The 24,026-nt window shown below is 64.5% G+C and carries 22 protein-coding genes; 15 read left to right on the top strand and 7 right to left on the bottom strand.

All coding sequences use genetic code 11. From position 1 onward, the window contains the following. Positions 1 to 13 precede the first annotated feature (13 nt). Entirely contained in the window at positions 14 to 1,966 is a 1,953-nt protein-coding gene (locus tag SPH52_RS08630; RefSeq protein WP_411794611.1) for a transglycosylase SLT domain-containing protein, read from the bottom strand. Positions 1,967 to 2,163: 197 nt separating this feature from the next. Here SPH52_RS08630 and SPH52_RS08625 point away from each other — a divergent pair, with 197 nt between their 5' ends. From SPH52_RS08625 to sixA, 7 genes are all read left to right on the top strand, one after another. Continuing rightward, complete coding sequence (locus SPH52_RS08625) at positions 2,164 to 2,685, top strand: PaaI family thioesterase (protein ID WP_411794610.1); 522 nt, start codon at positions 2,164 to 2,166, stop codon at positions 2,683 to 2,685. Further along, on the top strand, positions 2,678 to 3,148 hold the full coding sequence (locus SPH52_RS08620; protein ID WP_411794609.1) for a PaaI family thioesterase: 471 nt from the start codon (positions 2,678 to 2,680) through the stop codon (positions 3,146 to 3,148). Before SPH52_RS08625 ends, SPH52_RS08620 begins: the two co-directional genes overlap by 8 nt. A gap of 92 nt (positions 3,149 to 3,240) precedes the next feature. Further along, complete coding sequence (gene htpG, locus SPH52_RS08615) at positions 3,241 to 5,145, top strand: molecular chaperone HtpG (protein WP_411794608.1); 1,905 nt, start codon at positions 3,241 to 3,243, stop codon at positions 5,143 to 5,145. A 256-nt stretch (positions 5,146 to 5,401) separates the two neighbouring features. Then, positions 5,402 to 6,973: a Re/Si-specific NAD(P)(+) transhydrogenase subunit alpha gene (locus SPH52_RS08610; RefSeq protein WP_411794607.1), complete on the top strand. Its 1,572-nt coding sequence runs from the start codon at positions 5,402 to 5,404 to the stop codon at positions 6,971 to 6,973. A 16-nt stretch (positions 6,974 to 6,989) separates the two neighbouring features. Beyond that, positions 6,990 to 8,432 (top strand): NAD(P)(+) transhydrogenase (Re/Si-specific) subunit beta, encoded by a 1,443-nt coding sequence (locus SPH52_RS08605; RefSeq protein WP_411794606.1) that lies wholly within the window; start codon positions 6,990 to 6,992, stop codon positions 8,430 to 8,432. Between the two features lie 123 nt (positions 8,433 to 8,555). Further along, positions 8,556 to 9,629, top strand: a complete 1,074-nt coding sequence (locus SPH52_RS08600; protein WP_411794605.1) for an NAD(P)H-dependent glycerol-3-phosphate dehydrogenase — start codon at positions 8,556 to 8,558, stop codon at positions 9,627 to 9,629. Then, entirely contained in the window at positions 9,626 to 10,099 is a 474-nt protein-coding gene (gene sixA, locus SPH52_RS08595) for a phosphohistidine phosphatase SixA (RefSeq protein WP_411794604.1), read from the top strand. Before SPH52_RS08600 ends, sixA begins: the two co-directional genes overlap by 4 nt. A gap of 12 nt (positions 10,100 to 10,111) precedes the next feature. Here sixA and SPH52_RS08590 read toward each other — a convergent pair whose 3' ends face one another. Next, a complete protein-coding gene (locus SPH52_RS08590) occupies positions 10,112 to 11,059 on the bottom strand; it encodes an AEC family transporter (RefSeq protein ID WP_411794603.1) in 948 nt (315 codons plus the stop codon). Positions 11,060 to 11,281: 222 nt separating this feature from the next. On the opposite strand from SPH52_RS08590, the gene SPH52_RS08585 reads away from it, so the two are divergent. From SPH52_RS08585 to SPH52_RS08575, 3 genes are read left to right on the top strand one after another with little or no spacing between them, the layout of a single operon-like run. Further along, complete coding sequence (locus tag SPH52_RS08585; RefSeq protein ID WP_411794602.1) at positions 11,282 to 12,097, top strand: alpha/beta fold hydrolase; 816 nt, start codon at positions 11,282 to 11,284, stop codon at positions 12,095 to 12,097. Beyond that, positions 12,094 to 12,963 (top strand): alpha/beta fold hydrolase, encoded by an 870-nt coding sequence (locus SPH52_RS08580; protein WP_411794601.1) that lies wholly within the window; start codon positions 12,094 to 12,096, stop codon positions 12,961 to 12,963. Before SPH52_RS08585 ends, SPH52_RS08580 begins: the two co-directional genes overlap by 4 nt. A gap of 14 nt (positions 12,964 to 12,977) precedes the next feature. Then, positions 12,978 to 14,045: a patatin-like phospholipase family protein gene (locus SPH52_RS08575; protein WP_411794600.1), complete on the top strand. Its 1,068-nt coding sequence runs from the start codon at positions 12,978 to 12,980 to the stop codon at positions 14,043 to 14,045. Here SPH52_RS08575 and SPH52_RS08570 read toward each other — a convergent pair. Further along, on the bottom strand, positions 14,042 to 14,620 hold the full coding sequence (locus SPH52_RS08570) for a Smr/MutS family protein (protein WP_411794599.1): 579 nt from the start codon (positions 14,618 to 14,620) through the stop codon (positions 14,042 to 14,044). The two genes, SPH52_RS08575 and SPH52_RS08570, sit on opposite strands and share 4 nt — an antisense overlap. Before the next feature lie 116 nt (positions 14,621 to 14,736). On the opposite strand from SPH52_RS08570, the gene prmB reads away from it, so the two are divergent. The 5 genes from prmB to phaC all read left to right on the top strand — a co-directional run bounded on the left by prmB (position 14,737) and on the right by phaC (position 19,947). Then, positions 14,737 to 15,687: a 50S ribosomal protein L3 N(5)-glutamine methyltransferase gene (prmB, locus tag SPH52_RS08565; protein WP_411794598.1), complete on the top strand. Its 951-nt coding sequence runs from the start codon at positions 14,737 to 14,739 to the stop codon at positions 15,685 to 15,687. 30 nt (positions 15,688 to 15,717) lie between these two features. After that, positions 15,718 to 16,803, top strand: a complete 1,086-nt coding sequence (aroC, locus tag SPH52_RS08560; RefSeq protein ID WP_411794597.1) for a chorismate synthase — start codon at positions 15,718 to 15,720, stop codon at positions 16,801 to 16,803. A gap of 70 nt (positions 16,804 to 16,873) precedes the next feature. Beyond that, positions 16,874 to 17,278 carry a DUF6489 family protein gene (locus SPH52_RS08555; RefSeq protein WP_411794596.1) on the top strand — a complete coding sequence of 135 codons (405 nt, stop codon included), beginning with the start codon at positions 16,874 to 16,876 and terminating at the stop codon, positions 17,276 to 17,278. Positions 17,279 to 17,490: 212 nt separating this feature from the next. Continuing rightward, positions 17,491 to 17,937 (top strand): phasin family protein, encoded by a 447-nt coding sequence (locus SPH52_RS08550; protein ID WP_411794595.1) that lies wholly within the window; start codon positions 17,491 to 17,493, stop codon positions 17,935 to 17,937. A gap of 171 nt (positions 17,938 to 18,108) precedes the next feature. Further along, a complete protein-coding gene (phaC, locus tag SPH52_RS08545) occupies positions 18,109 to 19,947 on the top strand; it encodes a class I poly(R)-hydroxyalkanoic acid synthase (protein WP_411794594.1) in 1,839 nt (612 codons plus the stop codon). 48 nt (positions 19,948 to 19,995) lie between these two features. Here phaC and lnt read toward each other — a convergent pair whose 3' ends face one another. The 4 genes from lnt to SPH52_RS08525 are packed head-to-tail and all read right to left on the bottom strand — an operon-like array spanning position 19,996 to position 23,962. Continuing rightward, a complete protein-coding gene (gene lnt, locus SPH52_RS08540) occupies positions 19,996 to 21,471 on the bottom strand; it encodes an apolipoprotein N-acyltransferase (RefSeq protein WP_411794593.1) in 1,476 nt (491 codons plus the stop codon). A 27-nt stretch (positions 21,472 to 21,498) separates the two neighbouring features. Further along, positions 21,499 to 22,374: an HlyC/CorC family transporter gene (locus SPH52_RS08535; RefSeq protein ID WP_411794592.1), complete on the bottom strand. Its 876-nt coding sequence runs from the start codon at positions 22,372 to 22,374 to the stop codon at positions 21,499 to 21,501. Next, positions 22,371 to 22,889, bottom strand: coding sequence for an rRNA maturation RNase YbeY (ybeY, locus tag SPH52_RS08530; RefSeq protein ID WP_411794591.1), 519 nt, complete (start codon positions 22,887 to 22,889; stop codon positions 22,371 to 22,373). Before ybeY ends, SPH52_RS08535 begins: the two co-directional genes overlap by 4 nt. Beyond that, positions 22,886 to 23,962 carry a PhoH family protein gene (locus tag SPH52_RS08525; RefSeq protein WP_411794590.1) on the bottom strand — a complete coding sequence of 359 codons (1,077 nt, stop codon included), beginning with the start codon at positions 23,960 to 23,962 and terminating at the stop codon, positions 22,886 to 22,888. The genes ybeY and SPH52_RS08525 overlap by 4 nt, the downstream gene beginning before the upstream one ends. Positions 23,963 to 24,026 lie beyond the last annotated feature (64 nt).

Below are 24,026 nucleotides of genomic sequence, written 5' to 3'. Positions count from 1 at the left end.
CTTGGAGCGGCCTTCAGTTGCGGGCGAGCAAGGAGGCGTCGTAGCGCACCGTCTTCTCCGCCTGGCTGAGCATGGCCACGCCTTCGCTGTTGCCGCCGTTGGCCAGGCTCTCGAAGATTACCCGATAGGAGAGCACTGCCTGGACGTAGTCGCGGGTCTCGCGGAAGGGAATCGACTCGACGAACAGGTCGAACTCTTCCGGTGCATCGCGCAGCCAGCGGTCGACTCGGCCCGGGCCGGCATTGTAGGCAGCGGCGGCGGCCAGTCGGTTGCCCCGATAGCGACTGGTCATGTCGCGAATGTAGGTGCTGCCCAGGCGGATGTTGAGCTCGGGGTCGAGCACGCCGTAAGGGCCGGGGTCGCTGATGCCGAGCTGGCGGCTGAGCAGCGTGGCGGTGCCCGGCATGATCTGCATCAGGCCACGGGCACCGGCCGGTGACAGTGCGTTCGGATTGTAGGCGCTTTCGCGCCGTGCGATGCCCATCAACAGGTAAGGATCCACCCCGGTTTGCTGGCCCCAGTACATGAAGTGATCGCGGTAGGCTTCGGGGAAGCGCCAGTCCAGCGCGTCCCACAGCTGGGCGGTGATGGTGGTCTGTACCAGGCGGGCATGCCAGCCGCGGCGGGCGGCATAATCGGCCAACGCCCTGATTTCCCGCGGTGATGCGGTAGCGGCCGCATGCAGCCATTCGCTGTTGGCCAAGCCCTCCTCACCGATGCGCAGCAGCGCCTCGGTGCGCTGTACCGTCGGCCACTGGGCCACCTGGTCGCGGAAGTCGTCGTTGAGCGTGCTGCGCTCCAGGTTCAGGGAGTAGGGGCGGCCGATGCGGTCGGCGGCGGCGAAGCCGAAGAAGTTGCGCCCTTGGGCGGCTAGCGCGTAGGCCACCTCGGCACGCTCCTGGTCGCCCAGCTGTTCGTGGGCACGGGCTTTCCAGTACTGCCAGCGGCTGTCGCTGCGGGCCTCTTCTGGCAATAGTTCGACCCAGCGAAGCACGTCGTTCCAATCGCGGTTTGCCAGCGCATGACGTATGCGCAGCTCGAGCACGCGGGTAGTGCCGATGCGCGGCAGGGCCTCGTCGACCCATCCCATGTTGTGGGTGATGTCACGCACCATCGAATAGAAGGCAAGATCCTCCTCGATGGCGTGGCGATGACGCTCTTCGATCGGCAGGTGGGCGGCGATCTTGCGCCACGCCTCCATGGCGGCCTCGGTATCGGCGCGGATGAAGCCATGCATGGCCGCGGCGAAGAACGGGCCGCTGCCGCGGCACTCGGGGCCGATGCAGGTGGGGACACGGGTGATGTCGGCATAGCTGCGCTGCAGCCGCTCCACAGCGTCGCGTCCTTCCTGCCAGCGACTGCCGAGCTGTCGCCCAAGGTAGCTGACGAGGCCGGTCTCGCCCTGCTCCCAGGCGAGCATCTTGCGCTCCCACACGTCGGACTCGCTGATCTCGCCGCTGGCGCGGAGCCGGTCGAAGAGAGTGTCGCAGGCCGACGGCTGCGAGCGGCCTACGCGCCAGAGGGTGCGGCCGCCTGCCGCCGCCGCTTGAGGGTCGCTGCCGAGCAGGGCGGTGTAGTAGTAGCATTGACGCTCGGTGCCGCTTGGCTCGCCGTCGGCCACGGCCAGCAGGCTGCCGTAGCGCCCGGCGGCGCCATAGCGGGCGATCGCCTGGCCCCGCATCCAGTCGGCGACGGGCGCTCCGCGATGGCGTTCGATGAATTCCAGGATCTGGCCCGGCTCGGCCTGGGGCAGGCGGCTGCGCAGACGGTGATACTCCACGTAGCCTTCCAGCACGTGGCCGTTGATGGCGGTCTGGTCGATTCGATGCCACTCATGATTGCGCGCGGCTTCCAGCGCCGTGCGCATGGCGCTGTCGCTGGGCTGGGCATGCGCGGTGACGGAAAGGCTGACAGCTGCCGCAGCGAGCCAACCGGACGCGCGGCGGAACGATAAGAAATGGCGCATGTTGGACAGTCTCCGGAAGGCGATGACGAACCACCCTATCCTCGCCTATCGACGTCGCTTTGAGTAGACCGTCGCGTCGTTTTATCGTCACTTCAACGGAATTTTTCTCAAGGGCTCGACGCGGGTCTCGGTCCTTGTGTCGATCACCTCTGCCGACTAGTCTAGCAAGATTGAATCAAACGCTTGTTGGGGGTGGGATGAACGAACGTGACGATCCGCAGATCGGGCCTGCCGCGGCAGACCGAAGTCCCGACGCCTGGCGAGCCGGCCTGAGCCGTTTCGTCAACGTCATCCCTCACACCCGCGAGCTCGGCCTCGAGGTGGAGGAGGTCAGTCCGCCTTGGGTGCGCATGCGCTTGCCGTGGCGCGACGAGCTGCTGGGCGATACCGAGCGTGGCTTGGTGCACGGTGGCGTACTGACCATGCTGCTCGATACCGTATGCGGCTCGGCGGTGCTGTGTAGCCTGCCGGCGCCGGAAGTCTGCCCGACGCTCGACCTGCGCGTGGATCACTACCGCCCGGCACTGGCCGGCCAGACGATCATGGCCGAGGCTCGGGTGCTGCGGGTGACCAATGCCATGGTCTTTACCGAGGGTACGCTATGGCAAGAGCCGGGCCGGCCCATCGCCCGCGGTATCGGCAATTTCGTGCGCCTGGGGGAGCGGAATACGCCTGAAGGGTTTGCCGAGGCGCTGTTCGGGGAGACCGCTCATGCCTGAAGGTTTCCACGACGCGGCCTGGCTGGCCCGGACCCGTGCCGAGGGGGATGTCGCCGCCTGGCTCGAACGGCTCCCCTACGCCCGTTTCATCGGTGTTACGGCAACGCCGGATGTCGCAGGCGATGGCCTGGTGTTTCATCTCGACCCGCGTGAGCACAACGTGGGCAATATCCTGCTGCCGGCGTTGCATGGCGGGGTGGTAGCGGCTTTCATGGAAACTGCAGGCACCCTCGACCTGATGCTCTCGGCGCGTGAGCCTCGGCTGCCTCGCATCGTGGATTTCTCCATCGATTACCTGCGTACGGCCCGGGTCGTACCTACCCATGCGAAATGCCGCCTGCTGCGAGAGGGGCGGCGTCTGGCCAACGTGCAGGTCACGGCCTGGCAGAAAGCGGAGGATGAGCCGGTGGCCACGGCCCGCTTGCACATGGTGCTGGGTACGCTGGAACCGAACGACGCTTGAAAACCTGAAGTCGGACCCCATATCGCTGAACAGTTCTGAAACGGTGGCGCGCCACGCGCTGCCGTGAGTTCAAGCCATGAGGTAACCGATCCATGTCCACGACCGCTCACGAGGAAACGCTCGGCTTCCAGACCGAGGTGAAGCAACTGCTGCACCTGATGATCCACTCGCTCTACTCCAACCGGGAGATATTCCTGCGCGAGTTGATCTCCAATGCCGCCGATGCCTGCGACAAACTGCGTTATGCCGCACTCGACAACGATGCCATCTACGAAGGCGACAGCGAGTTGCGCATCGAAATCGAGCACGACGAGAAGGGCGCTACCGTGACCGTGCGCGACAACGGCATCGGCATGAGCCGTGACGAGGTGATCCAGAACCTCGGTACCATCGCGCGCAGCGGCACTGCCGAATTTCTCAAGCAGCTCTCCGGCGAACAGCAGAAGGATGCACGCCTGATCGGCCAGTTCGGCGTGGGCTTCTACTCCAGCTTCATCGTTGCCGACGAAGTCACGGTGCGCACGCGCAAGGCGGGCAGCGACAAGGCCGAAGGGGTCGAGTGGCGCTCCAAGGGCGAAGGCGAATTCACCGTTGCCGACCTCGAGCGTGAGGCGCACGGTACCGAGATCGTCCTGCACCTGAAGAAGGATGCCAAGGAGTTTGCCGACGACTTCCGGCTGAGAAGCCTGGTACGCAAGTACTCCGACCATATCGAAGTGCCGGTGCGCATGCCCAGGGTCGAGACTGCCAAGGACGACGAGGGCAACGAGATCGAGGGCAGCGAAGTCACCACCTGGGACAACGTCAATGAGGCCACCGCGCTGTGGGTGCGGCCCAAGGGCGAGGTTTCCGACGACGAGTACAAGGCTTTCTACAAGCACGTGGCCCATGACTTCAGCGATCCCCTGACCTGGAGCCACAACAAGGTGGAGGGCAAGCTCGAGTACACCAGCCTGCTCTACGTGCCAGGGCGCGCGCCTTTCGACCTTTACGAGCGCGATGGGGCCCGCGGCGTCAAGCTCTATGTGCAGCGCGTCTTCATCATGGACGACGCCGAGCAGTTCCTGCCGCTCTACCTGCGTTTCATCAAGGGTGTGCTGGATACCCGTGAGCTGTCGCTCAACGTCTCCCGCGAGCTTCTGCAGCAGGATCCCAAGGTCGAGAAGATCAAGAACGCGCTGACCAAGCGGGCGCTGGACATGCTGAAGAAACTGGCCAAGGACAAGGAGGCCTACCAGACCTTCTGGAACACCTTCGGCAGCGTGCTGAAGGAAGGGCCTGCCGAGGACTTTGCCAATCGCGACAAGATCGCCGGGTTGCTGCGCTTCTCCAGCACGCACACCGACAGTACCACCCAGGACCAGTCGCTGGCTGATTACGTGTCGCGGATGAAGGAAGGGCAGGAGAAGATCTACTACATCGTCGCCGAGGGCTTCAATACGGCCAAGTCGAGCCCGCATCTGGAGATCTTCCGCAAGAAGGGCATCGAAGTGCTGCTGCTTTCCGATCGCATCGATGAGTGGCTGATGAGCCACCTGCACGAGTTCGAGGGCAAGCGTTTCGTCGACGTGGCCAAAGGCGAGCTGGACCTCGGCGAGATCGAGGGCGAAGAGGAGAAGAAGGCCCAGGAAGAGACCGCCAAGGCCAAGGAGGATCTGGTCAAGCGGGTCAAGGAGGCGCTGGGCGATGCGGTACAGGAGGTCAAGGTGACCCATCGACTGACCGACTCGCCTGCCTGCGTGGTGCTGCCCGAGCATGAGATGGGCTACCAGATGCGGCGTATCATGGAGGCCGCCGGGCAGAAGATGCCGGAGGTCAAGCCGATCCTCGAGCTCAATCCCGACCACGCCCTGGTAGAGCGGCTCGAAGCCGCCGACGGCGAGCGCTTCGCCGACCTGGCCCAGGTACTGCTCGACCAGGCGGTCATAGCCGAGGGTGGGCATCTCGACGACCCGGCGGCCTACGTGCGGCGGCTCAACGCCCTGCTGACGACCTGAACTCCTTCCAAGGCTTCCTGGCGAGGCCTCGACCTTCCATAGGCCGCCTGCGGGCGGCCTTTTCATATCCATACGCGTCTATTCGGGCCGCCCTTGACGTAAACGTCACTGGCCGTTTTTTTCCTTTTTTTCAGCTGGATAGTGCTACATTCAGGTGCCATCCATTGATTGCGCTGCGGTTGTGCATTGCGGCATGGTCAGGTATGAATAGCCGGTTGACCCATCCGAAATTCAATAACCACAAGGGAGATCCAACGTGAAGATTGGTGCACCCAAGGAGCTCGCCAAGGGAGAGGCGCGTGTCGCGCTAACTCCCGACAGTGCGCAGTTCATCCAGAAGCTTGGACACGAATGCCTGATTGAATCCGGGGCCGGTATCGCTGCCGGCTTCGATGATGACACCTATCGCACGGCCGGCGTCACGGTGGTAGAGAGCGCCGAGGCGCTGTGGCAAGAAGCCGAGATCGTGATCAAGGTGCGTGAGCCCAGCGAGGCGGAAGTCGAGCACCTGCGCGAGGGCCAGACCCTGATCGCCTTCTTCTGGCCGGCACAGAACGAGGCACTGCTGGAGAAGTGTCGGGCCAAGGGCGCGACTGTCATCGCCATGGACATGGTGCCGCGGATCTCCCGGGCCCAGAAGATGGATGCGCTCTCCTCCATGGCCAATATCGCCGGTTACCGCGCGGTGATCGAGGCGGGTAACAACTTCGGCCGCTTCTTCACCGGCCAGGTCACAGCCGCCGGCAAGGTGCCGCCGGCCAAAGTGCTGGTCATCGGCGCCGGCGTGGCGGGGCTTGCCGCCATCGGTACCGCGACCAGCCTCGGTGCCGTGGTGCGGGCCTTCGACGTACGCCCCGAGGTGGCCGAGCAGATCGAGTCGATGGGCGCCGAATTCCTGTTCCTCGACTTCGAGGACAATCAGGATGGCTCCGGTACCGGCGGCTATGCGGCGCCCTCCAGCCCCGAGTTTCGCGAGAAGCAGCTTGAATGCTTCCGCGAGCAGGCCCCCGAGGTCGACATCGTCATCACCACCGCCCTGATCCCGGGCCGGCCGGCGCCCAAGCTGTGGCTCGAGGACATGGTCAAGGCGATGAAGCCCGGTTCGGTGATCATCGACCTGGCCGCCGAGAAGGGCGGCAACTGCGACCTCACCGTGCCGAACGAGCGTGTCGTCACCGACAATGGCGTGGTGGTGGTCGGTTACACCGACTTCCCGTCGCGCATGGCGACCCAGGCCTCGCTGCTCTATGCCACCAACATCCGCCACATGCTCACCGATCTGACGCCCGAGAAGGACGGCACGATCGTGCATGACATGGAAGACGACGTGATTCGTGGCGCTACCGTCACGCATCAGGGCGAGATCACCTTCCCGCCGCCGCCGCCCAAGGTCAAGGCGATTGCTGCCGCCAAGCCCAAGGAGAAGGTCAAGGAGCCGACTCCCGAAGAGAAGCGCGCCGCCGAACTCGCCACGTTCAAGGCGCAGACCAAGCGCCAGGCCACGCTGCTCGGCATCGGCGGTGCGCTGATGCTGCTGCTTGGCCAGATCGCGCCGGCTTCGTTCATGCAGCACTTCATCGTCTTCGTGCTGGCCTGCTTCGTCGGTTTCCAGGTGATCTGGAACGTCAGCCACTCACTGCATACGCCGCTGATGGCGGTCACCAATGCGATTTCCGGCATCATCATTCTCGGCGCCGTGCTGCAGATCGGCTCGGGTAACTGGATCGTGGTGCTCCTGGCGGCGATATCGGTGCTGATCGCCACCATCAACATCGTGGGCGGCTTCCTGGTGACACGCCGGATGCTAGCCATGTTCCAGAAATCCTGAGCGGCGGAGACAATTCATGTTGGCACAAGGTTTTGTATCGGCCGCGTCGATCGCGGCGAGCGTGCTGTTCATCCTTTCGCTGGGAGGACTGAGCGGCCAGGAGAAAGCCAAGCGGGCGGTGTGGTATGGCATCGTCGGCATGGCGGTGGCGGTGCTCTTCACCGCCTTCGGGCCGGGCATCGGCAATTACTGGCTGATGATCCCGATGATCGCGATCGGCTCGGTGATCGGCTGGAAGGTGGCCACGCGAGTGGCCATGACCGAGATGCCGCAACTGGTGGCGGCACTGCATAGTTTCGTTGGCCTCGCCGCGGTGTTCGTGGCCTGGAACGCCGATCTCGAGCGGCGTCGGGTGCTGGCTGCCCAGGCGCTGGGTGCCGGCTACCAGGAGTTCTCGGCCTTTGCCGCTTTGGTAGCCACCAAGGCGCCGGATGAACTCACCTTCCTGCAGTTGGAAGTGGTGTTCGCCATCTTCATCGGTGCGGTGACCTTCACCGGTTCGGTGGTCGCCTTCGGCAAGCTGGCGGGCAAGGTGGACGGCAAGCCGCACAAACTGCCCGGTGGTCATCTGCTCAACGCCGGTGCGGCAGCGCTCAGCCTGCTGTTGGCGATCCTCTACCTCAACGGCGCCGGCTTCTGGACGCTGCTGATCCTCGCGGCGCTGTCGTTCTTCATCGGCTGGCATCTGATCATGGGTATCGGCGGGGCCGATATGCCGGTGGTGGTGTCGATGCTCAACAGCTACTCCGGCTGGGCCGCGGCGGCCATCGGCTTCACCCTCTCCAACGACCTGCTCATCGTCACCGGGGCGTTGGTCGGTTCCTCCGGTGCGATCCTCTCCTACATCATGTGCAAGGCGATGAATCGTAATTTCGTCAGCGTGATCCTGGGGGGCTTCGGTGGAGCCCAGGGGCCGGCTGCCGAGATCGAAGGCGAGCAGGTGGCCATCGATGCGGGCGGCGTAGCCAGCGCGCTCAACAACGCCGACAGCGTGGTCATCGTGCCGGGCTACGGCATGGCGGTGGCCCAGGCGCAGAATGCCGTGAGCGAGCTGGTGCGCAAGCTGCGTGCCGCCGGCAAGCAGGTGCGCTTTGCCATCCATCCGGTGGCCGGCCGTTTGCCGGGGCACATGAACGTGCTGCTGGCCGAGGCCAGGGTGCCTTACGACATCGTGCTGGAGATGGACGAAATCAACGACGACTTCCCCAAGACCGACGTTGCCATCGTCATCGGCTCCAACGATATCGTCAATCCGGCCGCCCAGGACGATCCCAACAGCCCGATCGCCGGCATGCCAGTGCTGGAGGTCTGGAAGTCCTCGGTGGTGTTCGTCTGCAAGCGCGGTCAGGGCACGGGCTACTCCGGTATCGAGAACCCGCTGTTCTACAAGGAGAACACGCGCATGTTCTACGGCGATGCGCGGGAGAGCATCGACTCCCTGCTGTCACTGATCGACTGATGCGGCTGGGTGCCTCTGTGGGGCCCGCTGCAGTGCGTAACGGCAAGACATGCCCCCGAAAGGGGGCATTTTTCGTTACACTCGGAGCGACTTGTACTCATCGACCGATTTCGCGGGGCAGACATGTCAGACGATCCCATGCGGGTAGCAGTTCTGGGTGGCGGCAGCTTCGGCACGGCGCTTGCCAGTATCGCCGCCGACAACGGGGCCAGGGTGTGCCAGTGGTTGCGTGATCCCGAGCTTGCTGCGCAGATCAACCGTGAGCATCGCAACTCGCGCTATCTCCCGGAATACGACATCAACCCGGCAGTACGCGCTTCCAGCGACATGCAGGCGGTGCTCGCAGGGGCAGAGCTGGTGCTGGTGGCGATTCCCTCCAAGGCCTTCCGTGATGTGGTACGCCAGGCCAGGCCCTGGCTCAATCCTGATCAGATCCTGGTCAGCACTACCAAGGGGATCCAGGAAGAGGGTTTCAAGCTGATGAGCCAGATCCTCGAGGAGGAGACCGGCTTTACTCATATCGGCGTGATCTCGGGGCCCAACCTGGCCACCGAAATTGCGCAGAAACAGCTCACCGCCACCGTGGTGGCAAGCGACGATGCGTTGACGCGCACCCGGGTACAGCAGGCGCTGGGCTGCGATTACTTTCGCGTCTATGCCAGCAACGACCGCTACGGCGTCGAGCTGGGTGGGGCGCTCAAGAACATCTATGCCATTGCCGCTGGCATGGCCGCGGCGCTGGGCATGGGCGAGAATACCCGTAGCATGCTGATGACCCGCGCTCTGGCCGAGATGGGGCGCTTCGCCGTGAGCCAGGGCGCCAACCCGATGACCTTCCTGGGCCTTGCCGGAGTGGGCGATCTGATCGTGACCTGCTCGTCGCAGCTGTCGCGCAACTACCGCGTAGGTTTCGCCCTGGGCCAGGGCAAGGGGCTGGATGAGGCGGTCGAAGCGCTGGGCCAGGTCGCCGAAGGGGTCAACACGGTGCACCTGGTGCGCGACAAGGCGCGAGCAGAGGGTGTCTACATGCCGCTTGCCGAGGGTCTCCATCAGGTGCTCTTCGAAGGCGTGCCGGCTCGCGAGATGGCGCGCATGCTGATGCGCAGCGAGCAGAGCAGCGACGTGGAGTTCGTCCTACCCCGTGAGGACGTACAGCGGGCCCACCGCCACGTCGATGCGGGCGGGGGCGGGACATGAGTCGCCGGCTGTTCATCATGCGCCATGGCGAGGCTGGTCCGGGCCAGCCCGATAGTGAGCGCGTACTCACCGCTCGTGGCCATGCCGAGGCCGAGCGCATGGCCAACTGGCTTGGTCAGCAGCCTTTGGAAGGGGTTCGGCTCTACGCCAGCCCCTTTCGGCGGGCGTGTCAGACGGCCTCAGCGGTAGCCAAGGCGCTGGGCGTCGAGCACGAGGTGCTACCCATCGTTACGCCCGATGATTCGCCGCTCGCGGTCTGCGACTGGCTGCTTGCCAATGCGGGAGAGGCTCCCATCGTCCTGGTCAGCCATATGCCCTTGGTAGGTGAGCTTACCGCCCTGCTGGTGGAGGGGCGTGCCGACCGTGGGGTCGCCTTTCCCACCGCCGCCGTAGCCGAGCTCGACAGCGAAGTCTGGGCGGCGGGCTGTGCTCGGCTGCTACGCTTTACCGCACCGCACGACATTCGCTGAGAATAGCGGCGGCTAGATCCAGCCCGCCACCTTGAGGGCAAAGACGCCGAGGGTAATGGTCAGGCTGGCCATCAGCGTGGTCAGGGCGATGATGTTTGCGGAGAGTGCGGCATTGCCGCCCATCGCCTTGACCATCACGAAACTGGCTGCCGCAGTGGGGCTGGCGAAGAACAGGAAAAGTACGCCGAGCTCGCGACCTTCGAAACCGATCAGCCAGGCGGCCAGGGTGGCCCCCAGCGGCAGAGTCACCATCTTCATCAGGCTGGCGCCCGTCGCCAGTCTACCCGACGCCCGGATCGAGCCCAGCGACAGGGTGGCGCCGATGCAGATCAGGGCCAGGGGCAGGGTAAGCGAGGCGAAGTACTGCCCCGAGGTCATCAGCCACCCGGGCAGACGCAGCTCCATTGCCGCCACTGGAATGGCGGCTACCACCGAGAGGATCAGCGGGTTGCGCACGATATGACTGGCGATGCTGCGCCAGTCGGTACGCCTGCCTTGCTGATAGGTGGCCAGGACGATGACCGAAAAGGCGTTGTAGGTGAGGATGACCACGCCGAGCAGCAGCCCACCGGCGGAGAGGCCGTAGTCGCCATACATACCGGCGGCCAGTGCCAGCCCGACGATGCCGCAGTTGCCACGAAAGGCACCCTGGACGTAAACGCCACGTTCGGCGTGGGGCACACGCAGGATGGCCCAGCCCCAGGCCAGCAGGAAACTGACCAGGGTAGCCATTGCGAAATATGCGAGCAGCCCCGGATTCAGCGTGGCGTCCAGATCGGCCTTGATGATGCTGAGGAAAATCAGCGTCGGCATGGTCCCCTTGAACACCAGGCTCGAGGCGGTGGTGATGAAGGCCTGGTCAATCCAGCCCAGACGCTTGAGTCCCAGGCCGAGGAAGACCATGGCGAACACAGGAAGCGTAATCTCCAGGGTGGCGAAGAAGAGTTCGTGCAGGCCCATCAGCGTACCAGCCACAGGCCGGCGACAACGGCGGTGATCACGGTAATCCAGAACAGGCGGTTGCGAATGCGGGTGTCGCGTCGGGGCCGCGAGGGGCGTGGCATGGCTGACTCCAGAAGAAAGCGGCTGACATGGGCCGGAGGTCGACTTGGCGAGATAGAGTAAACCCGTTAGCCTGCTATCGCCACCGGTGGCCTGCCTGACCTGACCCTGGACCCCGTCATGACCGAACGTGCCACACATATGCGACCGCGACTGCTCTTCGCCCATGCCAACGGCTTCCCCGGCATGAGCTATCGCAGCCTGCTGGCGCCGCTGCATGAATGCTTCGACATCCACCCGGTCGATCGCCTCGGGCACCATCCCGACTACCCCGTGGGCGCCAACTGGCTGGCCCTGCGCGATGAACTCCTCGAACACGTGCTCGACGACGAAGGGCCGGTCATCGGCGTGGGGCACTCCATGGGGGGCGTGCTCATGGCCATGGCCGCGGAGCACGCGCCGCAGCGCTTTCGCTGCGTGGTGATGCTCGATCCGCCGCTGATGCTGGGCCTCGATGCATGGAGCATGAAAGTCGCCAAGCGCTTCGGCTTCGTCGACCGGGTCACGCCGGCGGGCAAGAGCAAGGGTCGCCGTGCGTCCTGGCCCGATCGCGATGCAATGGCCAACCACTTGCGTCGCCGAGGTCTGTTCCGGCGCTTCACGCCGGATGCGCTGCATGACTATGTCGAGGGCGGTACGCGACTGCGTGACGATGGGGCGGCCGAGCTGATCTACGACCCGGCGATCGAGACCGAGATCTTCCGCAACCTGCCCGATCACCTGACCCGGCTGCCGCAGCGGCTGCGGATTCCCTTCGGCGTGCTGGTCGGCAGCGACTCCGACCTGATTACGCCCAGGCGTCGGCAGCGCCTGGCCGCTCACGGCATCCCCCAGGCCCTGGTGCCGGGCACCCACATGTTCCCGATGGAGCATCCCGAGGAGACCCGTCAGGCTCTGCTGGCCATGCTCGACGAGCTGCTGGAGGGCGAGGCATGAGTGAAGGGCAAGCCTTGACGTTGGCTGGGGGGCGCCTGGCCGCCCTGAGCTGGGGAGACGCTGCCGCTCCCACCTGGTTGGCCCTGCACGGCTGGCTGGACAACGCCGCCAGTTTTAGCCGTCTGGCGCCCAGACTGGTGGAACGCCTCGGCATTCGCATCGTCGCCTTGGATTTCCCCGGACACGGCCACTCGGCCCATAGCGACGGCGATTACGCCCTGTGGGACTACTGCCACGACCTGCTCGACGCTGCCGACGAACTGGGCCTGGCGCGGCTATCGCTGTTGGCTCACTCCATGGGTGCCGGGGTGGCTTGCCTGACCGCCGCGGCCCTGCCGGAGCGCATCGAGCGGCTGGTGCTGATTGACGGCCTGGGAGCCGTGACCACGCCGGCTGAGGAGAGTGTCGCTCAGCTGCGCAAGGGATTACGTGCGGCCAGACGCCCACGCTCGGTGGCGCCGCGCTATCCTGATAGCAAAACTGCGGTTGCGGCGCGTGTGGCCGGTGGCGTGACGCCGATCGACGCCGATACGGCGGCTCCGCTGGTGGATCGCAATCTGCAGCGAGAGGACGACGGCCATGTGCGGTTGCGCACCGATGGCCGGCTGCTGCGGCCTTCTCCCGTGCGGCTCAGTCCCGAGCAGGTGCTGGCGCTGCTCGGCGCGATCCGGGCGCCGGCATTGCTGATCGAGGGCGAGACGGGCATCCTTGGCGAGCGCGACATGGCCCGGGCAGCCCGGGCGGCAGTCCCGCAGCTGATGCGCCAGGTTCTGCCGGGCGGCCACCACCTGCACCTGGAGCCTGGCAGCGTATCTTGCGTGGCAGCGGCTATCGTGGATTGGTTGGCGCAGTCAAGCCAGGCCTGACGTTGGAGGGCACGATGAGCAACAGGCAGGCAGCCGAAATGGGCAAGCGCGTAGCGTTGACCCTGGGTAGTGGCGGGGCACGTGGCTATGCCCACATTGGCGTGATCGAGGTGTTGGAAGCGCGAGGTTACGAAATCGTCGCCATTTCCGGCTGCTCGATGGGTTCTGTCATCGCCGGCGTGTATGCCTCAGGGCAGCTGGAGGCCTACCGCGACTGGGTCTGCCAGCTCGACTATTTCGACCTGCTGAAACTGGTCGATGTCACCTGGAGCCCGATGGGGGCGATGCGTGCCAGCAAGGTGATGAGCAAGCTCGAGGAGTTGATCGGCGATATTCAGATCGAAGACCTGCCGATTCCCTTGACCACCGTGGCAACCGATCTCGAGCGTCAGCGTGAAGTGTGGTTCCAGTCGGGTCCTCTCTTGCGTGCAATCCGCGCATCCATTGCCATTCCTGGTGTCATCACGCCGGTGCATATCGGCGACAGTACCCTGGTCGATGGTGGTCTGCTCAACCCACTTCCCATCACGCCTACTGTCTCGTCACATGCCGACATGTTGCTGGCCGTCAACGTCACCGCGCACAGCGCACGGCCGGTATCGCTCGAAGATCTGCTGCCCGTCGAGGAGCAGGAGCAAGAGCAGGAACAGCAGGCCATGGAGGAAGAGGCGGCCCGCAAGTGGATGGATGTGCGCGGTGCCACCCGCTGGCTGTTCGAGGGACTCGGTGGGTCCGAGGATGAAGAGGGCGAGGTGAGTGGCAAGGCTGGGCGGGCGGACAGCGGCAGGAGAGCGTGGGGCCGTCTGGATATGATCCTGGCTTCCTTCGACATCACCCAGGCATCGCTGGCCAAGTACAAGATTGCCGGCTATCCCCCCGACGTATTGATCGAGGTGCCCAAGACGGTATGCGGTGCCTTCGAATTTCACCGAGCCGAAGCGCTGGTTCGCCTGGGGCGCCATCTGACCATGGAGGCGCTGGACCGCTACGAGGGGCGCTCGCAAACCGGCCACGGCGGTGCCGGGGGCATCATCGTCGAGCCACCGCAGATGCCGCTCGACCGTGAGTCGGGTGGTGGTTAGAAGGCTTGGCCGCGCCGTCGCAGCAGCACATAGACGGCGCCGGTGCCGCCATCACTCTCACGAGCCGAGCAGAAGGCCAGCACCGTCGGCCACTCCCGCAGCCAGGCGTTGACGTGGCTCTTGATCACCGGATAGTTCGCCGTACTGCCCCAGGCCTTGCCATGCACCACCAGCACGCAGCGCATGTGACTGCCGGCGGCCTCCTTGAGGAAGCTCTCGAGCTCCAGGCGCGCCTCGTCGAGGCTGTAGCCATGCAGGTCGAGGCCCGCTTCCCAGGCAATCTGGCCGCGCTTGAGCTGACTACGGGTGCGGTAGGGCAGGTCGGGCAGGGCAAAATCGAGGAATTCCGATGGCCGTACCGGCTCCACGCGGCCGTCACTGGTGCGGCTGGTGATGTCGCTGGCGTCGGTGGCAACCGCAGCGGCGCGACGCTCGGCAACCGCTGGATCCCGGCGGCTGGGCCGTCCCAGGTCGGCACGGTTGACGGCTATGGGGCGCACACCCGCCTCTCGCAGTGCCTGGCGAAAGGCATTGGTATCGGCATCGTCATCTTCGGGTGGGCGGCGTTGGCTCATGGAGACTCGCGTGGTGTCGTCGAGCGGCCAGTATAGCGGCCTGAGCGTGGCTGTGAACCGCCTGCCGCCACGGGTACAATCGAGCCAACGATCATAAACGACCTGCAGGACCTTTCGTGGCCAACTCCATCGTATCCCGCTCGACCCTGTTACTGGACGACGAGGCGCTGTGTCGTGACCTCGTCACGCTGCGCGACTACTTGCGCTGGGCGGCCAGCGAATTCCACTTGGCCGGCCTGTTTCATGGCCACGGCACCGATTCCCCCTGGGACGAAGCCGTCGCCCTGACGCTGGGTGCGTTACATCTGCCCTGGAACGTCGATCCGTCCGTCCTCGAGGCTCGGCTGCTGCCCATGGAGCGGGCGCGCATCGTCGCCCTGGTTCGTGAGCGCATCACCACACGCCGGCCGTTGCCCTACCTGCTGGGCGAGGCGTTCTTCGCCGGCTTTCCCTTCGACGTCGACGAGCGCGTGCTGATTCCGCGCTCGCCCATCGCCGAGCTGGTCGAGAGCGGTTTCGCCGCCTGGTTCCCCGATGAACCGCCGGCACGAGTGCTGGATCTCTGCACCGGCTCGGGTTGCATCGGTATTGCCGCGGCGCTGCACCTTCCCACCAGCGAGGTGGATCTCTCCGACGTCAGTGCCGATGCCCTGGCTGTCGCCAAGCAGAACATCCAGCGCCATGACGTAGGCGTACGGGTGCGTGCCGTATTCTCCGATCTGTTCGAGGGGTTGGCTGGGCAACGCTACGACCTGATCGTTTCCAACCCGCCCTATGTCGATGCTCGCGATCTCGCTACCATGCCTGCCGAGTATCGCCATGAGCCCGAGCTGGCGCTGGGAGCCGGTACCGATGGGCTCGATATCGTAAGGCGCATTCTGCGTGAGGCGCGGCAGTACCTGACCGACCACGGCGTGCTGATCGTCGAGGTCGGTAACTCAGATCGCCACCTGGAGGCGGCCTTCCCCGAGGTTCCCTTCCTGTGGCTCGACTTCGAGCGTGGCGGCCAGGGCGTGTTCGTCCTCACCGCTGCGGAACTCGACGCCCATGCGGCGTCCTTCGCCTGATCCAACACACCGATATCGGGAGGCACGTCCATGTCCGGCAACACCTTCGGCAAGCTGTTTACCGTCACCACCTTCGGCGAGAGCCATGGCCCGGCCCTTGGTGCCATCGTCGACGGCTGCCCGCCGGGCCTGCCGCTCAGCGAAGCGGATCTGCAGCGCGATCTCGACCGTCGTCGCCCCGGCACTTCGCGGCATACCACCCAGCGGCGCGAGCCCGACCAGGTGCGTATTCTCTCTGGCGTGTTCGAGGGGGTGACGACCGGTACCCCGATTGGTCTTCTGATCGAGAATACCGACCAGCGCTCCAAGGACTACTCCAATATCAAGGACCAGTTTCGCCCCGCCCACGCCGACTACACCTATCACCACAAGTACGGTATTCGCGACTACCGCGGCGGTGGCCGTTCCAGCGCTCGGGAAACCGCCATGCGGGTTGCTGCAGGCGCCATCGCCAAGAAATTCCTGGCCAGCCAGGGCATCACAGTGCGCGGCTACATGAGCCAGCTCGGCCCGCTGGAAATCGCCTTCAAGCAGTGGGAGGCCGTCGATGACAACCCCTTCTTCTGCCCCGACCCGGAACGCGTGCCCGAACTGGAGGCGTTCATGGATCAACTGCGGCGCGATCAGGACTCGGTGGGCGCAAAGATCACCGTAGTGGCCGAAGGATTGCCGCCGGGGCTCGGTGAGCCGGTGTTCGACCGGCTGGATGCCGAACTGGCCCATGGTCTGATGAGCATCAATGCGGTCAAGGGGGTGGAGATCGGTGATGGCTTCGCTGCTGTAGCGCAGCGTGGCAGCGAGCATCGCGACGAGATGACACCCGAGGGTTTTCTCTCCAACCATGCCGGCGGCGTGCTCGGCGGTATCTCCTCCGGTCAGCCACTGATTGCCCACCTGGCACTCAAACCCACTTCCAGCATCACCATTCCGGGACGTAGCATCGATGCCCACGGCAACCCGGTCGAGGTGGTAACCAAAGGCCGTCACGATCCTTGCGTAGGCATTCGCGCCACGCCGATTGCCGAGGCGATGATGGCGCTCACGCTGATGGACCATCTGCTGCGGCACAGGGCGCAGAACGCCGAGGTGCAGGTGGATACGCCGGTATTGCGCTGAGCCTGGCATCGCTGCATTGAGTCTGGCGCCGAGTTGCTACACTGAGAACACACCCAAGCAGGGATACGCCATGAAGATAAACGTCGAGTTCGACCTGACACCCGAGGAGTTTCGCCGCGCACTGGGGCTGCCCGATGTCGAAGCCTTCCAGCAGGAGCTGCTGAACCGGATCTACAAGCAGATGGAGTCCGGGGTCGAGGGCTACGAGCCCATGAGTCTGATGAAGCCTTTCTTGCAACAGGGGCTTCCCCAGGACATGAGTCAAGGGCTTTCCCAGGGGCTGGCCAGCTTCGGGACCTATCAGCAAATGATGCTCGACATGCTGCGCCAGGCCGGCAGTTCCATGGGCAAGGCGCGGGAACCGGCCGAGGCCAGCGAGGCGAAGGAGGCCCCGACGAAGGCGGCCAGCAAGCCTAAGACGTCCAGCAAGCCTAAGACGGCTAGCGCCCGTTCTCGTTCTCGACGTTCGGAATAGCCGAAACCGGACGAAGCTTGCTGGTGAAGTGCAAGGGTATTGCAGCGAGAGCCGTGTCAGGCTACGCTTTGTGCAGTGCAGCATGAGTGCCGTGCCTCTCACCATCACGTGTGCGGCAGGCACTGAAAAGCGCAGGGAAGTCGCCAGGAAAGACGAATACTGAGGCGCTGGCGCTGCCCCCGCATGTTTCCGGTCCACAGGAGGTCAACCCCATGCAGGACAAGATGCTCGATGAATTCAACCAGCAGACGCGGCGCTTCTTCGAGCCCATGCGCAAGCTGAACTCGCTGATGCTCGGCAACATGGAGAAGATGACCGAGTATCAGCTCGAGGCGATGAAGCGCTACAGCCAGATGGGCACCGAGCGCATGCGTAGCGCTTCCGAGATCAGCGATGCCCAGGATCTGCAGGCCTTCGGTGCCCAGCAGGCCGAAATGATGAATGAGCTCTCGCGTCAGATGATGGAAGACGCCCAGGCCCTTGGTGAAATGAGCCAGCAGTTCCGCACCGAGCTGGAGCAGCTGTTCGGCGAAGTCAGCCAGGAGCTGAATGACCAGGCCAAGCAGGCCCAGCAGGGTGCGGCGAGTGCCAAGCCGGCGGCAGCCAACAAGTCCGACGCCCCGGCCAAGGCCAACAGCCAAGCCTCGCGCAAGAGCTGATGCCATTCGCCGCCCGTCCAAGCACGGGCGGTCTTGGTGTTGCAGTGTGGCATAGGGCCGCCCCCGTGCGGTTGCCGGCCCAGGCCGTGTCTGGGCATCGTCGAGTGCGACCATGTCGCAGCGCGATACCTGCATGAAACGAACGACAGGGTCCGATAACAGGAGAGGGCGATGCAGTCAGGGGATGCGGTTTTCTCCCAGGTCGAACTGGAAGAGTGGAACGAACAGCTGAAGGAAATGGGCCAGCATTACCAGGCCTTGTTGCAGGAACTGATCGAGCGCATGGCTCCCGATGCGGCTGCCGACTCGATCCAGGCCGACATGCGGGAAGCCTTCAAGGCCGGAGCCGAGTCGCTGATGCGCAATCCGCAGCTGCTGTGGCAGACCCAGGCCCGCCTCGTGCAGGACCAGTACCAGCTCTGGCAGCAGGGCCTGCAGGCCCTGGCCGGCAATCTGGGCGAGCCACTGGTTTCGCCGCTCAAGGGAGACCGGCGTTTCAAGGACGAAGCCTGGCAGCAGGAACCCTACTATCGCTCCATCCTGCAGCAGTACCTGCTGTTCTCCGGGGCGGTCGAGGAGCTGGTCGAGCAGCTCGATGGCCTGCCCGAGCGACAGAAACGCAACTTGGCGTTCTATGCCCGCCAACTGGTCAATGCCATGGCGCCGACCAACTTCGTTACCACCAATCCCGAAGTGATGCGCCGCACCCTGGAAACCAAGGGTCAGAACCTCGTCGAGGGGCTCGCTCAACTACGTCGTGACCTGTCCAACTCCTCCGACGGCCTCAACGTGGCCATGACCGACCGCAGCGCCTTCGAAATCGGGCGTAACATCGCGGTGACGCCCGGCTACGTGGTCTACGAGAACGAGCTGATCCAGTTGCTCCAGTACACACCGACCACCGAGACGGTCTTCAAGACTCCGCTGCTGATCGTGCCGCCCTGGATCAACAAGTATTACATCCTCGACCTGCGCCAGGACAACTCGCTGGTCAAATGGCTGGTGGATCAGGGCCATACCGTTTTCCTGATCTCCTGGCGCAACCCGGGCCCCGAGCAGCGCGACCTGACCTGGGCCGATTACATGCAGATGGGGCCGATCGCCGCCATGGAGGCAATCGAGCAGGCCTGTGGCGAGAAGTCGGTCAATCTGGTGAGCTACTGCATCGGTGGCACGCTGGCAGCTTCCACCGTGGCATATCTCACCAGCACCCGGCGTGGGCGCAAGGTGAAATCCGTCACCTACATGGCCACGCTGCAGGACTTTCGCGATCCGGGTGAGCTCGGCGTACTGCTCAGCGAGCCGATCCTTCAGGGCATCGAGGCAAGAATGCAGCAGGACGGCTACCTCGACGGCCGCTCCATGGCCTATACATTCAACTTGTTGCGAGAGAACGATCTGTTCTGGTCCTTCTATGTCAGCAACTACCTTAAGGGCGAGAATCCGGCGCCGTTCGATCTGCTCTACTGGAACACGGACGGCACCAACCTGCCGGCGGGCACCCATGGTTGGTACCTGCGCCACATGTATCTGGAGAATCGTCTGGTCGAACCGGGTGGCATCGAGCTGGATGGGGTCAAGATAGACCTGCGCAAGATTTCCACGCCGAGCTACTTCGTCTCCACCCGCGAGGATCATATCGCCAAGTGGAACAGCACCTACTACGGTGCGCTGCTGCCCAAGGGGCCGGTGACCTTCGTACTCGGCGGCTCCGGCCACATCGCCGGCATCGTCAACCCGCCACAGCGCAACAAGTACGGTTACTGGACCAACGAGGCATTGCCGGACGATCACGAAGCCTGGCTGGAGGGGGCCGAGTCCCACGAGGGCTCCTGGTGGCCACACTGGCAGCAGTGGATGACCGAGGGTGGCTACGCCGACAGTGACAAGATGGTGCCCGCTCGCCAACCGGGAGAGGGTGAACTCAAGTTGCTGGAGGAGGCGCCGGGCCGCTACGTGCGCATGACCATTCCCGAGGTGCTGGGCGAAGTGCCGGCCAAGACCGATTGATCCCGAGCCGTCAGTGCAACGAGGCCCGCCTGTGCGGGCCTCGTTGCGTTAGAACCTTCGCTGACGTCGTGGCAGCTGCAGCCCGGGCAGCACCAGCAGCGCACTGAGTAGCCAGATCGGCCAGCTACCGATGCGGGTGAAGGGCGTCAAACCCTGCATCGGCACGGCCTCGGCGAGCAGCGCCACAGTCTCGAACTGGGGAGCCCTGGCGACCGTGCGGCCCTGGTGGTCGATCACCGCGGTGACGCCGTTGCTGGTGGCGCGAACCACGTAGCGGCCGTTCTCCAGTGCACGGAGGCGTGCCATCTGCAGGTGTTGGAGTGGACCGATCGATTCGCCGAACCAAGTGTCGTTGGATACCGTCAGCAGCAGCTCTGCGTTGCGCGCCTGCTCTGCCACCAGATCGGCATAGATGATCTCGTAGCAGATGGCATTGCCGATCACAGTGCCGGCGGCGTGGATCGGTGGTTGGCCCGAGGGACCCGGTGTCATGGCCGGCATGGGCAGGTCGAAGAAGGCGATGGTGCCACGCAGCCAGCGCTCCAGCGGCAGGTATTCGCCGAAGGGAACGAGGTGTGCCTTGCGGTACTCGCCTTCGGCGTTGCCTACGCCGATCACGCTGTTGTAGTAGAGCCCTTGCCCCTCGCGCTGGAGGATGCCGGTGAGCAGAGCGCTGCCCGGTACCAGATGGGCCTGGGCCCTGGCCAGCAGCGGCTCGGCCTCGTCCTCGAACATCGGCAGCGCTGCCTCGGGCCAGACGATGAGGTCGGCCTCGTCGGCGTATGCCCGGGTCATCTCGAGATAAGTATTGGCGGCGATACGCTGCCCCTCGGGTGTCCACTTGATCAACTGCGGCAGGTTACCCTGTAGCAGCGCGACTCGCAGCGGCTCGCCGGCGGGTTCGGTCCACTGCACGGGCAGGGCCAGGGGCGCGAGCCACATGGCCGCAATCGGGATGGCTGCCCACCAGCGGCGACGCAGGAACTCCGCTCCCAGGGTGCCGGTGAGGGCGGTGATCAGCGACAGCAAATAGACCCCGCCGATGGGCGCCCAGGGCGCCAGGGGGGAGTCGACATGCGAACTGCCCAGCAGCAGCCAGGGGAAGCCGGTGAACAGCCAGGTACGCAGCCACTCGCCGAGTACCCAGGCGCCGGCGAAAGTGAGGAAGGCCAGCCGCGGCCCGCACAACAGGCGGTAGAGCCATAGCGTCACGGCGATGAACAGCGCCATGGCGCAGACGAACAGGGCAGTAAGGAACACCGCCAGTGGCACGCCGGTATAACCGTAGTCATGGATCGAGACGTAGACCCATGAGGCGCCGGAGCCAAACAGGCCGACACCGTAGCACCAGCCCAGCAGGGCCGCCTGGCGGGAGCGCAGCGGCTGGACCGCCCAGTAGACGAGGCCCACTGCCAGCGGGCTCAGCCACCACAGCTCGTAGGGTGAGGCGGTCAGGGTGGTCAGTACCCCGGCGACGAGCGCAGCAAGGTAGCCGAGTGCCGGAGGCAGACGAGTGTGGGTCATGGTTTATCGGTTCCTGAAGCGGCCGGGTCAGTCCTGGGAGAGTGCGGATTCATCCTGCAGTACGGCCTCGAGCAGGCGAATGCGACGGTTGTCGGCATTGAGCACGGTAAAGCGCCAGCCGCCCAGCTCGGCATGCTCGCCGCGGCCCGGAAGATGGCCGAAACGCTGCATCACCAGCCCGCCCACGGTATCGAACTCATCGTCGGAGAAGCGGGTGCCAAAGCGCTCGTTGAAGTCCTCGATGGGCGTCAGCGCGCGGATGGCGTAGCGGCCCTCGCCCAATTCGCGGATGTCGTCGTCCTCATCGGTGTCGTGTTCGTCCTCAATGTCACCGACGATCTGCTCGAGAATGTCCTCGATGGTGACGATCCCGGCGGTGCCGCCATACTCGTCGACCACCACCGCCATGTGGTTGTGGGTGTCGCGAAACTCCTTGAGCAGGCTGTTGAGGCGCTTCGACTCCGGTACAAACATGGCAGGGCGCAGCACGTCCTCGAGACGGAAGCGTTCGCGCTCTTCCGCCGGAGTGTTGAGCAGCTTCAGCAGGTCCTTGACCAACAGCAGGCCCTTGACCTCGTCGAGGTTCTCGCCGATGACCGGGTAGCGCGAGTGGCCGGTCTCGTGAATCAGGGAGAGGTACTCCTCGGCGGGCTGGTCGACGGCGATGGCGGCCACCTGGGAGCGCGGGATCAGCACCTCGCGAACCTGCTGATCGCTGATCTGCAGGGCGCCCTCGATGATCATCATGGCGTCCTGATCCAGCTTGAGGCGCGTAGCCGCCTCACGCAGAAACTCCATCAGCTCTTCACGCGAGCTGGGGCCTTCACTGTCACCCGAGAGGGCGCCGAGCAGCTTGTCGAGCCAGGACCTTCCGCCCTGACCGTTCGTTCGGTCGTCACTCATCGATTGTGTCTCTCGTCCTTGCTGTCATCTTGTTGTTCGCGATCGCTCAGGGACGGTGCGTAGGGATCGGCAATGGAGAAGTCCGCCAGGATCTCACGCTCCAACCTTTCCATCACTTCCGCTTCGTCTTCCTCCAGGTGATCGTGGCCGAGCAGGTGCAGCATACCGTGTATCACCAGATGGGCGTAGTGGTCGCCAAGGCGCTTGGCCTGTTCACGGGCCTCACGCTCCACCACCGGGTGACACAGCACCAGGTCGCCGAGCAGCGGTAGCTCCAATCCAGGAGGGGTCTCGAAGGGGAAGGAGAGTACGTTGGTAGGCCTGTCATGGCCGCGATAGTCGCGGTTCAATGCCTGGCCCTCCTCGGTGTCGACGATACGTATGGTGACCTCGTGGCGCGCTTCCTGCGGGAAGCGCGTCAGCACGGCGCTGACCCAGGCCTCCAGCTCGGCCTGCCCCGGCAGCACGTCGCCCGCGGTGGCAAGCTGGAAATCGACGATCGGCGCCGGGCTCATCTCCTGTCTTCTTCCCGGTTGCGCTCGCGTTCCAGGCGCAGTGCTTCACGCTCGCGCTCGCGGGCTTCGCGGCGAGCGCGCTCCTGGACTTCCTGGTCGGCCTCGAAGCTTTCGTAGGCTTCGATGATGCGCTGTACCAGCGGATGGCGCACCACGTCCTTGGCAGCGAAGTGAGTGACGCCGATGCCGGCGGTGCCCCTCAGCACCTCGAGGACCTGAATCAGCCCCGAACTCTGGCCACGCGGCAGGTCGACCTGGGTCACGTCGCCGGTGATCACCGCGGTGGAGCCGAAGCCTATCCGGGTCAGGAACATCTTCATCTGTTCGCGGGTGGTGTTCTGACTCTCGTCGAGAATGATGAAGGCGTTGTTGAGAGTGCGTCCGCGCATGTAGGCCAGCGGTGCAATCTCGATCACCTGACGCTCGATCAGTTTGCCCACCTGCTCGAAGCCGAGCATTTCGTAGAGCGCGTCGTAGAGCGGACGCAGGTAGGGATCGATCTTCTGGGCCAGGTCGCCAGGCAGGAAGCCGAGTTTCTCGCCGGCTTCAACGGCTGGGCGTACCAGCAGGATACGGCGCACCTCCTGCTGGTTGAGCGCTTCCACGGCCGCGGCCACGGCCAGGTAGGTCTTGCCGGTGCCGGCCGGACCGATACCGAAGTTGATGTCGTGCTGACGAATACTGGCGACGTAGTTCTGCTGGTTCAGCCCACGCGGCTTGATCAGCACTTTCGGCGTACGCAGCAGCACCTCGTCGTCGGCGGGGCCTTCCTCCTCGTCGAGTGCCTCGCGCCCCGATTCCTGCAGGAACAGGTGCACGGTATCCGGCGACAGATCGCTGGCCTCGGCCTCGCGGTAAAGGTGCTCCAGCACGTTGGCGGCGGCCTTGACCCGATGACCGGGGCCGGCCAATTGGAAGACATTGCCGCGGTTGCGCAGGGTGACGCCGAGGCGCGATTCGACCAGTTTCAAATGCTCGTCTCGCTGACCGCAGAGATTGGCGAGACGCTGTGGGTCATTGGGCTCGAGGCTCAATGTAATGATGCGGTTGGCCTGTGCGGCGTGTTGACTCAAGGTGGTGAAGTTCCTGCGTTGCGTGTATTGCCCCAGCTTACTGCCCCGCCTCTTGGCAGGGCAA

Origin of the sequence: Halomonas sp. A29, from assembly GCF_046723295.1 — a bacterium.
Taxonomy (GTDB): Bacteria; Pseudomonadota; Gammaproteobacteria; order Pseudomonadales; family Halomonadaceae; genus Halomonas.
Note: the sequence above shows the minus strand (reverse complement) of the source record. Positions and strands in the feature narration are given on the sequence as shown.

Excerpts from the sequence above, each read along its gene's own strand:
- SPH52_RS08590 (WP_411794603.1), bottom strand. The coding sequence starts at position 11,059 with ATGGGCCTGCACGAACTCTTCTTCGCCACCCTGGAGATTACGCTTCCT.
- SPH52_RS08570 (WP_411794599.1), bottom strand. The coding sequence starts at position 14,620 with ATGAGCCAACGCCGCCCACCCGAAGATGACGATGCCGATACCAATGCC.
- ybeY (WP_411794591.1), bottom strand. The coding sequence starts at position 22,889 with ATGAGCCCGGCGCCGATCGTCGATTTCCAGCTTGCCACCGCGGGCGAC.
- htpG (WP_411794608.1), top strand. The coding sequence starts at position 3,241 with ATGTCCACGACCGCTCACGAGGAAACGCTCGGCTTCCAGACCGAGGTG.
- phaC (WP_411794594.1), top strand. The coding sequence starts at position 18,109 with ATGCAGTCAGGGGATGCGGTTTTCTCCCAGGTCGAACTGGAAGAGTGG.
- SPH52_RS08620 (WP_411794609.1), top strand. The coding sequence starts at position 2,678 with ATGCCTGAAGGTTTCCACGACGCGGCCTGGCTGGCCCGGACCCGTGCC.
- SPH52_RS08605 (WP_411794606.1), top strand. The coding sequence starts at position 6,990 with ATGTTGGCACAAGGTTTTGTATCGGCCGCGTCGATCGCGGCGAGCGTG.
- SPH52_RS08575 (WP_411794600.1), top strand. The coding sequence starts at position 12,978 with ATGAGCAACAGGCAGGCAGCCGAAATGGGCAAGCGCGTAGCGTTGACC.
- SPH52_RS08580 (WP_411794601.1), top strand. The coding sequence starts at position 12,094 with ATGAGTGAAGGGCAAGCCTTGACGTTGGCTGGGGGGCGCCTGGCCGCC.
- aroC (WP_411794597.1), top strand. The coding sequence starts at position 15,718 with ATGTCCGGCAACACCTTCGGCAAGCTGTTTACCGTCACCACCTTCGGC.
- SPH52_RS08585 (WP_411794602.1), top strand. The coding sequence starts at position 11,282 with ATGACCGAACGTGCCACACATATGCGACCGCGACTGCTCTTCGCCCAT.
- SPH52_RS08535 (WP_411794592.1), bottom strand. The coding sequence starts at position 22,374 with ATGAGTGACGACCGAACGAACGGTCAGGGCGGAAGGTCCTGGCTCGAC.
- SPH52_RS08625 (WP_411794610.1), top strand. The coding sequence starts at position 2,164 with ATGAACGAACGTGACGATCCGCAGATCGGGCCTGCCGCGGCAGACCGA.
- sixA (WP_411794604.1), top strand. The coding sequence starts at position 9,626 with ATGAGTCGCCGGCTGTTCATCATGCGCCATGGCGAGGCTGGTCCGGGC.
- lnt (WP_411794593.1), bottom strand. The coding sequence starts at position 21,471 with ATGACCCACACTCGTCTGCCTCCGGCACTCGGCTACCTTGCTGCGCTC.
- SPH52_RS08600 (WP_411794605.1), top strand. The coding sequence starts at position 8,556 with ATGTCAGACGATCCCATGCGGGTAGCAGTTCTGGGTGGCGGCAGCTTC.
- SPH52_RS08630 (WP_411794611.1), bottom strand. The coding sequence starts at position 1,966 with ATGCGCCATTTCTTATCGTTCCGCCGCGCGTCCGGTTGGCTCGCTGCG.
- SPH52_RS08555 (WP_411794596.1), top strand. The coding sequence starts at position 16,874 with ATGAAGATAAACGTCGAGTTCGACCTGACACCCGAGGAGTTTCGCCGC.
- SPH52_RS08550 (WP_411794595.1), top strand. The coding sequence starts at position 17,491 with ATGCAGGACAAGATGCTCGATGAATTCAACCAGCAGACGCGGCGCTTC.